At 68.7% G+C, this 12,035-nt stretch carries 12 protein-coding genes and 2 pseudogenes; 8 read left to right on the forward strand and 6 right to left on the reverse strand.

Translation table 11 applies throughout. From position 1 onward, the window contains the following. Positions 1–113 precede the first annotated feature (113 nt). The 4 genes from Prum_RS32220 to Prum_RS32235 all read left to right on the forward strand — a co-directional run bounded on the left by Prum_RS32220 (position 114) and on the right by Prum_RS32235 (position 3,893). On the forward strand, positions 114–596 hold the full coding sequence (locus tag Prum_RS32220) for a cation:proton antiporter regulatory subunit (protein WP_173079878.1): 483 nt from the start codon (positions 114–116) through the stop codon (positions 594–596). Positions 597–603: 7 nt separating this feature from the next. Continuing rightward, complete coding sequence (locus tag Prum_RS32225; protein ID WP_173079879.1) at positions 604–1,827, forward strand: cation:proton antiporter; 1,224 nt, start codon at positions 604–606, stop codon at positions 1,825–1,827. A gap of 235 nt (positions 1,828–2,062) precedes the next feature. Beyond that, positions 2,063–2,413 carry a hypothetical protein gene (locus tag Prum_RS32230; RefSeq protein WP_173079880.1) on the forward strand — a complete coding sequence of 117 codons (351 nt, stop codon included), beginning with the start codon at positions 2,063–2,065 and terminating at the stop codon, positions 2,411–2,413. Positions 2,414–3,428: 1,015 nt separating this feature from the next. Beyond that, on the forward strand, positions 3,429–3,893 hold the full coding sequence (locus Prum_RS32235; protein WP_218577425.1) for a pyridoxamine 5'-phosphate oxidase family protein: 465 nt from the start codon (positions 3,429–3,431) through the stop codon (positions 3,891–3,893). Positions 3,894–3,992: 99 nt separating this feature from the next. Here Prum_RS32235 and Prum_RS32240 read toward each other — a convergent pair whose 3' ends face one another. The 5 genes and pseudogenes from Prum_RS32240 to Prum_RS32260 all read right to left on the reverse strand — a co-directional run bounded on the left by Prum_RS32240 (position 3,993) and on the right by Prum_RS32260 (position 7,716). Further along, positions 3,993–4,214, reverse strand: a complete 222-nt coding sequence (locus Prum_RS32240) for a CBS domain-containing protein (RefSeq protein ID WP_173079881.1) — start codon at positions 4,212–4,214, stop codon at positions 3,993–3,995. A 231-nt stretch (positions 4,215–4,445) separates the two neighbouring features. Further along, positions 4,446–4,979 (reverse strand): Rv1733c family protein, encoded by a 534-nt coding sequence (locus Prum_RS32245; RefSeq protein WP_173079882.1) that lies wholly within the window; start codon positions 4,977–4,979, stop codon positions 4,446–4,448. Positions 4,980–5,080: 101 nt separating this feature from the next. After that, positions 5,081–5,224 (reverse strand): annotated as a pseudogene (locus Prum_RS52235) (IclR family transcriptional regulator); the annotation flags it as partial. Between the two features lie 180 nt (positions 5,225–5,404). Beyond that, positions 5,405–6,517, reverse strand: coding sequence for a damage-control phosphatase ARMT1 family protein (locus tag Prum_RS32255; RefSeq protein WP_173079883.1), 1,113 nt, complete (start codon positions 6,515–6,517; stop codon positions 5,405–5,407). Positions 6,518–6,642: 125 nt separating this feature from the next. Next, entirely contained in the window at positions 6,643–7,716 is a 1,074-nt protein-coding gene (locus Prum_RS32260; RefSeq protein ID WP_173079884.1) for a WD40 repeat domain-containing protein, read from the reverse strand. Positions 7,717–8,044: 328 nt separating this feature from the next. Here Prum_RS32260 and Prum_RS32265 point away from each other — a divergent pair, with 328 nt between their 5' ends. Then, on the forward strand, positions 8,045–9,523 hold the full coding sequence (locus Prum_RS32265) for a hypothetical protein (protein WP_173079885.1): 1,479 nt from the start codon (positions 8,045–8,047) through the stop codon (positions 9,521–9,523). Between the two features lie 338 nt (positions 9,524–9,861). On the opposite strand, the pseudogene Prum_RS52240 reads toward Prum_RS32265, so the two are convergent. Beyond that, positions 9,862–9,984, reverse strand: a pseudogene (locus tag Prum_RS52240) (SAM-dependent methyltransferase); the annotation flags it as partial. A 255-nt stretch (positions 9,985–10,239) separates the two neighbouring features. On the opposite strand from Prum_RS52240, the gene Prum_RS32275 reads away from it, so the two are divergent. Genes Prum_RS32275 through Prum_RS32285 form a run of 3 tightly spaced genes read left to right on the forward strand, consistent with a single transcriptional unit; the run spans position 10,240 to position 11,834 of the window. Continuing rightward, positions 10,240–10,443, forward strand: a complete 204-nt coding sequence (locus Prum_RS32275; protein ID WP_173072766.1) for a hypothetical protein — start codon at positions 10,240–10,242, stop codon at positions 10,441–10,443. After that, positions 10,443–10,961 carry a DUF6879 family protein gene (locus tag Prum_RS32280; RefSeq protein WP_173079886.1) on the forward strand — a complete coding sequence of 173 codons (519 nt, stop codon included), beginning with the start codon at positions 10,443–10,445 and terminating at the stop codon, positions 10,959–10,961. Before Prum_RS32275 ends, Prum_RS32280 begins: the two co-directional genes overlap by 1 nt. A gap of 9 nt (positions 10,962–10,970) precedes the next feature. After that, positions 10,971–11,834, forward strand: a complete 864-nt coding sequence (locus Prum_RS32285) for a helix-turn-helix domain-containing protein (RefSeq protein ID WP_173079887.1) — start codon at positions 10,971–10,973, stop codon at positions 11,832–11,834. The last annotated feature ends 201 nt before the right edge of the window (positions 11,835–12,035 follow it).

Consider the following 12,035-nt stretch of genomic DNA (forward strand, 5'->3'; position numbering starts at 1 on the left):
GGCCGTGGTGGGCTCATGTTGAATCGCGATCTGATCGTGGTGTATGCAATTCAAGGCCACGGCGAACAGGGCCTTGATGCCGAGGCGAATGTGGATTCTGGGAGGCGTTCGCGTTGGAAGTACACCGCACCGGGTTGCCGGGCATCGGACTGCGGCACGAGTTCGTCACCGAACGAGGCCGCCGCGTCGGGGTCGTGTCACACCGCACCGGCCGCCGCGAAGTGGTGATCTACGACCGGCAGGACCCCGACACCGCCGCGGTGACCCTGACGCTCAGCGCCGAGGAGGCGGACGGCATGGCCGAACTGCTGGCCTCCGCCCGGGTCGTGGAACGGATCGGCGAACTGCACCGCCAAGTGGAAGGTCTGGTCACCGAGCAGATCCCCATCGTGGCAGGCTCGCCCTACCCCGGCCGGGCCTTGGGCGACACCCGGGCCCGCACCCGCACCGGCGCCTCGATCGTCGCGGTCGTGCGCGGCAACGAGGTGGTCGCCAGCCCACGGCCGGACTTCGTGTTCCAGGCCGGCGACGTCGTCGTCGTGGTCGGCACCGCGGACGGCACCGCCGCGGTCGCCGAACTGCTGGCGCGGGGCTGAGCGCGGCGTGCACGGTTCGCTGCTACTGGTCGAATTCGGCGCGGTCCTACTCGGCCTCGGACTGCTCGGCGCGCTGGCGATCAAATTCCGGATCTCCCCGATCCCGCTCTATCTGCTGGCCGGGTTGGCGTTCGGGCAAGGCGGGCTGCTGCCGTTGGGGGCGACCGAGGAGTTCATCGCGACCGGCGCCGAAATCGGTGTCATCCTGCTGCTGTTCTCACTCGGCCTGGAATACACCGCACCCGAACTCGTCGGCACACTCCGCACCTCAGCTGTCGGCGGACTACTCGACCTGGTGCTCAACGCGGCACCCGGTGTCATCCTCGCCGTGCTGCTGGGCTGGGGACCGGTCGCGGCGCTGGTCCTCGGCGGCGTCACCTACGTCACCTCCTCCGGCATCGCCGCGAAAGTCCTGTCCGACCTGGACTGGATCGGCAACCGGGAAACCCCGGTCGTGCTCTCACTACTGGTCATGGAAGACCTCGCCATGGCCCTGTACCTACCGATCCTGACCGCGGTCCTGGCCGGCACCGGCCTGCTCGGCGGCTCCCTCGCACTGGCCATCGCCGCCGGCACCGTCACCATCGTGCTGTTCATCGCCGTCCGATACGGACGCTTCGTCGAAGCGTTCGTCGACAGCCCCAGCCAAGAAGTCCTCCTACTGAAGATCCTCGGCCTGACCGTCCTGGTCGCCGGCATCGCGCAAAGCCTGCAAGTCTCCGCAGCCGTCGGCGCGTTCCTGGTCGGTATCGCCCTGTCCGGGCCCCTGGCACACACCGCCCGGAACCTGCTCAGCCCCCTACGCGACCTGTTCGCCGCCGTGTTCTTCGTCTTCTTCGGCCTATCCACCAACCCCGCCGACCTGCCACCCGTCGCCGCACTCGCCGTCCTGCTCGCCGTAGCAGGCATCGCCACCAAGTACGCCACCGGCTGGTGGGCCGCCCGCCGCGCCGGCATCGGCCGCGCCGGCCGCGCCAGAGCCGGAGCCGCAATGATCCCCCGCGGCGAATTCAACATCGTCATCGCCGGCCTCGCCGTCGCCGCCGGCGCCCACGCCAGCCTCGGCCCCCTCGCCGCCGCCTACGTCCTCATCCTCGCCATCCTCGCACCACTGGCCGCCCGCACCGTCGAACCACTGATGCACCGCGCCCGTGACCGCGACCGCCGCCGGGACGGGCCAACGGCCGCTCCAGCCCCCTCCCAGCCGCACTCCCACCACATAACGGCGTAGACCACGAACGCGTCGACCCACCCCGGGTTGTGCCACCGGGTAGATGGGTGCTGGCACGGATAGCCGCCGGCCAACAGCCGGGTGATCCTGATGCTCGGGCCAGCAGTGACGTCCCACCTCGCGCCTGCAGCCGCAACCGGGGGTACTGGGCATTACCCCGGCGTCCGCGGACCGGATGGCAAGAGCGTCGCCTCGCGCCGCGCGTGGTTACCTCGATCCGAGCCAGGAGACCACCATGAGCGGCCAGCCGATCGCACCCGGAACGCTCATCGACGTGACCCAACTGCTCGACGATCTCGCTCAACTCGTTGATGTCGCCGCCGCCAACGCCGAAGCCGACCAGCGCCACCGGGCGGTCAGCGCTGCCTCAGAGATCCGGCTCCTGCGGGCCCAACTCTGCCCGCCGACGCAGAATCCACCCGGCCGCACGCCCGGACGCTGGTACGCCCGCCTCGCCGCCGCGTTCGGCGACGTCAGCAACCTGCCCCACGCCGCCCTCATCGACCGCATCGACCAGCTGGAGCAATCGATCGACCGCACCCTGAGCCTGCAACGACGACGCTGGTGGCGCGCCAACCGACGCTGACCGCCTAGCCAGACCCGTGATCGCCTCAATGCACATCGGTCGCGAATCCGCAAAGGGCGGGCTGCCGAAGGTCCCGTCCAGTTCGGGACCTTCGCCCCTATCCGTTCTGGACAGAACGCTGCCAGGCTTGACCGTGCTATTGCACGCGAGGAGATCATGCCGAGCACCATGGACACCACCGGTGTGACCAACGCCCGGATACCGCACGGCGATATCCGCATCATCGGGCGCGGGCAGGTGCGCTCCGACGACGCGGACTGTGCCCGACAGATGATCGGCGCGGCCGCCGCCGCCCACGCCATCAACCCAGCAGGGGTACGGGTACGGCTGAGCGGCGGTAACTGCGCCGGCGGTCCGACCCTCGTCCAGGTCAACCTTCGGGTGTGCGGAGCGCCCGCCCGCGTCCAGATCGCCGGCCGTTCGGCGCGGCTCGCGATCACAGCGGCCGCGGCCCGGCTGCAGCGGCAGATCAGCCGGTTGACCACAGGGTGGCAGCCGTGGCCCTGGCCGGACCCGGACAAGCGGTCCCTCGGCAGTCCCGGACCGGGCGCGGTCGCCCGGTTGAAGACCTACTGGCTACACGTCGGGATGCCCTGCCAGGCGGCGGCGTTCATGAACGCGATGGACTACGACGTCATGCTCTACACCGACGCCGAAACCGGCGAAGACGCGATCATCTACCGGGCCGGCCCGACCGGGCTGTGCCTGTCCCGTCAGCGCAGCATGCACCCGCCGTCGCTGCCGGTCACACTGCCGCTGACCGTGAACCCGCGCAGGGTTCCCAGACTGGCCTTGGTGCAGGCCGCGCGGCGGCTTGCGCAGGGATGGCTGCCGTTCGTGTTCTTCACCGACCGCCACAGCCGGCGCGGGAACCTGCTGTATCGCCGCTACGACGGCGACCTCGGCCTCATCGCCCCCACCGAACCCGACCGGACAGCACGCCGACCGGCCAGCCGCACCCGGCAGTCGTCGTTGCCCGACCGGGACACGCAAACCGATCCGCGCGGGCAGTGCGGTGAGCGACGAGTCGACCCGGCGGCACACGATGTCCGGCCACCCGACCCGGATCAGCGGCCAACGGCACCGGCAGGAACTGGACGAACAGCAGTGCCTGGACCTGCTGGCCAGCGTGCGATACGGACGGGTCATGTTCACGGTCCGTGGACTGCCCGCGATCCGACCAGTAAACCACCTCATCGACGAGGGGCGGATCATCGTCCGGACCCGGCTCGCCGCGAAAGTCGCCGCCACGCTCACCGTCGCCGACGACATTGTTGTGGCCTACCAGGCCGACCAGCTCGACCAGGACTATCGACTCGGCTGGAGTGTCGTCGCCACCGGCATCGCCTGCCCCATCACCGACGCCGACCAGGCCACCCGCCACACCGAACGCCTCGACGCGTGGCTCGACCCGGCCGTCGACACCATGATCAGCATCCACCCGCAGATCCTGACCGGATTCCGCCTCACCACAGCCTGAACCGGCCGGTGCCCGCCCGTAGCGACGTGGGACCCATCCGACCAGACTGGATGGCGGAATCCGTCCGCATCGCATCGATGCGAGCGTGTGCCCGGACGTCTACCAGCTGACGCTGAACCAGCAGACGGGCAGTTGCCGGTGTTCGTGGGCAAGCAGCTCGGCGACGGTGCGGCTTTCGACGTTGCTGATGAACAGGTCGGCGGCGGCTTCGTTGATCATCCGGGCGGGGGTGGGGTCGTTCTGGCAGTACGAGGGGATCGCCGTTCGCAGCACCTGTGTACCCGGCAGGATGCTGCTGGGCCGCGCGGCCTCGTCGACCACGATCAGGCCGGGCAGGTTCTGTCCGGCTGGCAGCCGGGCCGCGTCCAGCGCCGGGTTGTCCCGCCTATGGCCGGGAACGGTGCAGCCAGCTCGCTGGCTCGCATGGGAGGCCCCCGGTCACGTCGGGCAGCGGATACGACGCCGACCAGGCTTCCCGGCACACCTGACGATCACCCTACCCGGCGCGGCCGGAAGGAGGGCCAGGTCAGCCTCGACGCTGACCCGGTGCTGTCAGCTGCGGCGGCCGGTCCATTCGGGTTCGACGTGGGCCCATTCGCGGTCGATCGTCGTGTACCGGCGTCGGCGGTCGGCCGCGGTGGTGAGCTGGGCGACCAGCGCAATGACTGCGGCGAGCCCTGACCCGGCGACCGCGACCGCGAGCACGGCGCGGGTGGCTGCCCCGTCCGCGGTGGCGGGCGGCTCGGTGGGTTCGCCGGCGGTGTTGATCCAGATGGACACGGCCGTGCCCGCCTTCTGGTACGGCTCGGCGCGCACCAGCCCAGTGTGCCGTGCGCCGTCCGGCGCGGTCCACTGCGCGAACCCATGTGGCGGGACGGCGACCGGGGCGCCGGGCACGATCAGCGGTGGACCGCTGTCCTGAACCAGGTGGGCGGTGACCTGATGCCGGGAGGACTTCTCCGCCCGCGCCGCGGTGTAGGTGGCGGTGCCGATGATGGTCAAGACGATGCCTGCGGCGAGCACTGCCGCGCTGAGGACGGCGGCGGTCAGCCGGTACGGTCCACCATCGGGTTGCTCGATGGCCATCGGCACCATCTCCCTGGCTCATTCTAAGGCGGCGGGAGGTGATGCGAGTCCGTTCGTGCCGTGCCGGGGCCGCGCCTGGCCGCCATCCCGGCTGGCCGGTCCTAGATGCCTGATAGCCGTTGGCCGGCGCGGAGCACGGCGATGGCGTGGCGGTCGCCGGGTCGGTGGCCCATGCGGTCGATCGGGCCGGACACGCTGATGGAGGCGATGACCCGGCCGGTGCGGTCGCGGACCGGGGCGGATACGTGCGGGCCGGGGTTGGCGCCCAGCGGTCGCGGGTGGGACACCTCAGTTCCGCGCTGGCGACGGCCTCGGAAGGGGCTCCGTTCGGTCCGATAGGTCGCTCGCCGAGGGACACACACGGGGACGCTGTTTGCACATCCGGCAGGTCGGCGGTCCGACCAGTAGGAGTCGGTGTTTCGCCTCTACATCCTTCGGGCCAGGAACTGCACCGTTCCTCGGGAACCGTTCGTCCGCCAGGCCGGGTCATGATCCTCCAAGTCCTGGACGGTCTTGGCGTCTATGCCGACAACGACCTCCGACTTGAGCGTTCGTAACGCGACGACGGGTGCGGGGTAGTAGCCGGCGGCTTCCTGGAACGGCGCGGTCGGTGCCCATCCGCAGTCACCGACCAGGCGACGGTAGTTGAGATCCCCCTTCAGCAGCACGAGGGCGGCCGGCTCCCACATCTGGGTGAGGTCGGCTGGCGCTCGGTGGAAGGAGAAGGGTGCGCAATAGAACCAGTGCGTCCTTAGTGCCAGCCGCCCGTCCTGCATAGCCGCCCGCAGATGGCCAGCAATAGCGGCAGAGGCCCCGGGTGTGTCGGCGAGCCGGCGGAGGCAGGCGGTGACGTCCGCGGTCGTGGCGTCGGAGACGTAGTAGGGCGCCGGCTTGACGTGCAGCTCGATTGTCGTGCCGCCGTGCTGGTCCAGGAGGTGGTCGATGAGGATGAGGTCGGCGAGCAGTTCCCGCCCGGCGTTGTCCGCGATGACGGCGATCGGCTGGGGACCGGTGTGCAGCAGCGACAGCACGGGTGCGGTGTCGTCTGCGATCAGGCCGGCGGCGTCCTGGTGGTTGCCGACGGCGGCTTCGACGCCGATGCGGAATCCGAGGTCGGCGCGGTTGCCCCACAGCGATGCGAGCAGCAGAACCTCAGTGCGTTTCTGGGGCGGCAGGTCCAGGATGTGCTCCAGCGCTGCGAGTTCGGGTTCGAGGGTGGGATCGCGAAGTTCTGCGGTCTTGAGGTGTGCAAACAGGTCGATCCAGTACCAGGGGCCTTGGGTGAAGAAGTCGACGGCATCGAGAAGTCGGCGGTAGAAGTAGCTTTCCGCCCACAGAAAAGGGGCCTGTGACCACGGCTTGCCGAAGTAGTTGGCTCCCCAGGCGGCCCACGCGGCGCTGTCCGGGGCGGCGTCTAGCGGTTGCATCGGCGCCCCGACCGCCTCGTCCTGCAGCCTGTCGAGCGCCGCAAGTTGCGTCGGGCCGTACGGGTGGGCGGCACGGATATGGTCGATCAGGGCCGGGTGGCGGTCGCGCATGACGCCGGATGCGAACGAGCCAGGGGCGCCGAAGATCAGCGGTGGGAGGTCGGGTTCCGGTGCGACGCCCGGGAGAGGGCAGCATCCAGGTCAATGGGCAGCAGTGACGTCGGCATGACGGATTTTTAGCCTTTCTCGGTGGGGTCACCGCAGGTGGGCATCGCGACGGTGGTAGCGGAGCCGGCCAGGATGCGGTTGCTTTCGGCGGCGAGGGCGGCGCAGTGCCGCGATGCGGACTTCGGCGTCCTGCTGTTGGCGTCTGAGGGACCACGACCGGACGGTGCCGTCGGCGGCTGCGGAGACGAGCTGGTCGGTGTTGGTGGTGAAGCCGAGCCATGAGTGGCCTGCCGTTGTGTCCGATAAGTGTGGCTTCCAGTGCGGCGGTGGTGAGGTTGTGGACGTGGATGTCGCCGGAGCCGTATCCGATCGCGGCCGCTGCGGGTGAAGGCGAGCGATCGCACCCGTCGGGTGTGACCGACGAGGCTCCCGACGTTCATGTCGGTGCGGGTGTCCCACAGCCGGATCATGCCGTCGTCACCGGCGGAGGCGACGAGGAGTCCGTCGGCGGAGATCGCGACGGCGAATACCCAGCCGGTGTGCCCGGCACAGGTACGCGGCCGTTGCTGGCCAAGGTTCCAGAGCCTGACCGTGCCGTCCTCCCCGCCGGAAGCGATCAAGCTGCCGTGGCTGGCTACGGAGGTGACGGCCCCGACGTGCCCGTACGTTTCTGGCTGCGCGGACGGCCCGCTGCGGACCCAGTCGATGCCGAACGACATGGGATCGTCGCTGATGCGCCTGAGCTCCCGCGCCGCGCCGTGCTCGGTGTCGGCGCGCAGAAGGCTGACCAGCAGCGTCGCCGCGATGTCGCGGCGGTCGGTGAGCCCGCCGAGCAGGAACCCGGCGCCGGTCAGCGCGAGGGCGGTGGTTGCCGGCTCGGTGTCGGTTCCGTCGATGGAGTTCACGATGGCGTGGTCGGCGACCAGTGCTTCGGCGCCGCAGAGGACGGCCTTCGCGACGATGTAGGCGGGCCGCGCCATCAACTCGAGCATGAGGTCCTCGTCGGCCACCAGACGATCGGCAGATGGCGGCACCTCGGTGGTCACCGCGTCGATGACACGCTGAGCGTCGACCAGTGACCCTACGACGGCCACGAGACGTTTGGCGCCGGTGGCGTCGCGGTAGCTGACGCGGTAGGTCATCTCGGCTCCATTCTGCGGCAGTCGGTGGTCTGTACGGACGGTCGGCCCACCGCGCGGGCTGTGGACAAACCGCTTTGCCCTGATGGACGCTGCGGGCATTCGCGCCGGCTGCGTTGGGTGTGGCCGCGATAGACGTGCACGATTCGTATTCCACCCGGCGCCGCATGTCGTGCGGGCTCGCGAGGAGCGCCGCCAGCGCCGGGCCGCTGTGGACGAGGCGGCCAAGTATCCCCTGGCTCCGTCCTCCTGGCCGGGCACCGTGCTGCCCGCGGTCGTGCGCGGGAAATCCGCGTCCGTCCGGAGTTGGTGCGCACTAGCCTTGGCTCTCGTGAGTTCTCCCTCGACCGGCCTGGTATCGGTGCACGTCGGGCAGCCCGAGCCCAACTCCGAACAAGAGCGGATGCTGCTGGCCGAGCTGCAGCATCAGCGGGATGTCGGACGTCGGGAACGAGCCCCGCGGGTACCGGGTGACCTGGCCTGGGAGAAGCACGGCCTGCAACCGCGCTGGCTAGGTATGGAGACCAGCGACTGCGCGGTCGCCATCGAGCCGGGGCACTTCCATAACCGTGGCGATGCCGAACGGGATCGGTTCCTGGCCGGGGCCGCTCGGCGCGGCGAGCTCGCCCTAGTGGTGGCCGTGATCGGGGACGCCGACGGGGATGAACTTCAGCGTTCACTGTTTTCGCACTATGCCTCCGTCTCGCTCGCGGATATGTTCACCCGTGTCAGCGGCCGGCGGTTGCCGACGGGCACTCGGCCGGAGATCGCTCCCGATCTGAGTCCGGCGGATCGCGACCTCGCCATTCGGCTGCTCACCCGGCCGCCCACGGCAGCCTGGTGGGCGCTGCAACTGCATGGGGCGACCACTGTGCGCGGGGACGGGTTCGGTGGCGAGACGCACCATCCCGCCCAAGGAACCCTGGAACCCATCCTCATCGACAGCCTTGGGGCCCCCGTTGTTGCCGCGTGGGTTTCCCTCGCTGGCGATCAGCGATGGTATGTGCTGCCGGACCGCGTCGCCTGGGACAACGTGCTGGATTGGTTGATGCACAAGGCCCTGCCGCAGTATGCCCCCGCGGTGCTGCGCCGGACCCGCTCACCGCACTTCGTCGACCCCGACCTGCAAACGGGGGACGAGTTGTCCGCCCGCGCCGGTCTCGCCGAGCTGGAGGAGCGTTACACGCTGGACCGCACGCAATTCGAACAGGATCTACGTGTGGCCGAGGAGAAGGCGTCGCCGATCCGCTACGGCCTGCTTTACGGCACCGGCACCGAGCTGGTCGAGGCGGTGGCCGCGGTCCTGACCGCCGCCGGGCTGAGCGTCATCGACCTGGACGCCGAGCTCGGTGCGCCCCAGTCGGCCGATCTACTCGCAAGCGCCCCGGGCTCGAACCGTAAGCTCGTCGAGGTCAAGGGAGCCGGTGGGGCCGCGCAAGAGAACCTGGTCGGCTACCTCCAGCGGCACCTCGACACCTGGCCGCAGCTTCGGCCGGACCAGCCGGTCGACGGAGGAGTGTTGGTGGTCAACCACCAGCACAAGTTGCCCCCGGCAGAGCGCACCGCGCAGGTCTACACGCGGCCGGAGTTCGTCGCCGCGCTGACGGTGTCCGTCGTGAGCAGCCTGCAACTGTTCCGCTGGTGGCGGGTTCGGGATTGGCCGGCGATCCGTGTGGCGATCCTCGGCGCCGAGCCGAGCACGGTCGTCGCCGGGCCGCAGCCGGCTCCGGCACAGGCAACCTCCTCCGAGGTGTCCGCTGCACCGACCGGACGGACCAGGTGGTGGCGGAAGGATCGCCGGGGCAGCTGACCGGGGCGGGCAGGGAGAGAACGGGAACCGGGCCGTGATGGGGGCTAGGCCGCTCGAGCGTGCCGATGTTGCCACGCTAGGAGACCGCTGAATTATGCGCTTCCGGCCAACATCGGACGCACCGAATCGCGTCGGGTGAGTGACGTTCGGGCCGGTACGACCGACTCGGCCGTGTTTCTCAAGCGCGCATCGTGAAGCGATGGCGCCGCCGCCAAGGAGCGGACCGAAGGGCACCTGACCACGGCGCGGCGGGCTGTGCCGCACTCGGACCGCTGCACATTCGATTGGTCCGCGGCCCGGATCTCACCCGTGTCAGCATTGCGTTCCGGTCGTGCTACCGCTTGCGGCGCGACCTTCCGGGCGACCTCGTGAGTGTTATTGGCCGTGGGCAGCCCGGTCCCAATGTCGAGGATCTGCCGGATGCCCTGCTCGGCGACGAAGTACCTGACCACCCGGCGCAGAACTCCCGGTCCGCGCGCGCAGGTTGCTCCCACTGGTGCCGGGCCAAGGTGCTCTCCATCCACACGCTGGTGCGGCTGGATCAGCTGCTGGGGCTGTCAGTGTATTCGGCGTGGCACTGGTGCACTTGCTGCTGACGGACTCGAACTGATGGCACCACCGGGATCACGGGTACAGCCCGTTGACGCACGCGGAACACCCTCGTCAGACTGGCCATTGTGCGCAACATCGTGCACTCATCGGGACAGGAGGACATGGTGCAGATTAGGTTGATCGCAGCAGACCCGGAGTCTCAGCCGACGAACTCGCCGACCCTGTACAAGACGGACCGGGGCAGCTGGATCGTGCAGGGCTGGGTCGTGACTGACCCCGGGGTGCTCGCGCAGATGGGCATCCCCGAGGGCGAGGCATGCGTCGAGATCCCGGACAGGATGATTCCGTTCTTCGCGGAAGGAGACTGATGGCCCGGCTCACCGTTGCCGAGTTCGAGGAGGCGATCAGGCACTTCGAGAAGGAGTCGGTGCATCTGGAAATGCGCGACTCGTACGGAACTGAGGTCGAACTGCCTCACATGGCGGCCTGGGCGGCAGGCGAGCCTGATGACCTCGCTTTCATGCAGCCCTGGTGTGACGACGTCCGCCGCTTCGTCGCTGAGGGCAAGTCGCTGCGCCGGGCACACGTGGTCTCCGAGCCGCTGTCGGACTACCAGCGCTGGGCCTACACCGTCGTCGGGGCGAGCGAAGACGCCGGCGAGGAACACCGCTGGGTGCCTCGCCGGTTGGTGTCTTCCATTCCTTTCCCGGGAAACGACTTCTGGATGCTCGATCACCGACTGGTGATCTTCCACCACTATGCAGGCGACGGTCGGAACATCGACTTCACGACGAGCACTGAGCCCCACGACATCGAGCTGTGCTCTTCTGCCTTCGATGCGGTATGGAGCATCGGCATCCCGCACCGCGAGTACCAGCCGGACTGACCCAAGCCCGTGTCCAGCAAACAGCAGAAAGCACGAGAAGCGTTCGGCAACCGTCTCCGGGAGATCCGCCTCGACGCGGGCCTCTCGGGACGGAAGCTCGCAAGCATCACCGGCTTCCACTACACCAAAATCTCCCGCGTTGAGCATGGCGGCCAGAGCCTCTCCGACGCCGACATCCGAATGTGGTGTGCCGCGTGCGGCGCCGAACCGCACGCCACCGATCTCATCGCCCAGATGCGCGCCGTGGACACGCTCTACCGCGACTACCGCCACGCGGCGCGGCGTGGTCTGCGCCAACTACAGGAGCCATGGGTAGCGCTCTACGAACGCACCAAGTTCTTCCGGGTGCACGAGCACTGGGTCGTTCCTGGTCTTATCCAGACCGAGGCGTATTCGATGGCAGTCATGGCGCACTGGCGAGACATTATGTCGCTGCCGGAGGACGACACCGAGGTGGCCAACGCAATCCGAATGAACCGCCAACGGATACTTCGCCTGGGCGACCGGCGATTTATATTCCTACTCGCGGAACAAGTCCTCTACAGCAGGGTCCCCTCAGCGCCGGCCATGCTGGACCAACTGGACCGCCTCGCAGAGGTCATGCGCCTCCCGCGGGTTTCGCTTGGCCTCATCCCCGCAACCAGTGGTCTCGACGGACACAGCCAAACCTCATTCTGGATCTTCGATGATTCACTTGTCCAGGTCGAGACGCTGACCACCGGCCTGGACGTCACGCGCCCTGAGGAGATCGAGCTGTATACGGCCGCCTTCGAGAGGATGCGACGGACTGCGGTCTTCGGCCGGAACGCGAAGGCGCTAATCGGGAGAGCCCGAGACAAGCTGTTGCAAGAGCCTGCAGCCTCGTCGACCTGAGCAACCGCAGGCAAGCCGCGCACGGCCAGCCGGCGCGGTCCATTCGCCGCGCGGGTGCTCGACGACGAACTGGCCTGCCGCAACATCGCGCAACACTGTCGACCGCTTTGCCACCAGGCTCCTATCGTCGATACGACCTGGCCACGGTTGCTGTACAGGAGTGACGTGGGTCAACCTGAGGACCGCTCAGACGGTAAGCCC

Origin of the sequence: Phytohabitans rumicis, assembly GCF_011764445.1 — a bacterium.
GTDB classification, from domain to species: Bacteria; Actinomycetota; Actinomycetes; order Mycobacteriales; family Micromonosporaceae; genus Phytohabitans; species Phytohabitans rumicis.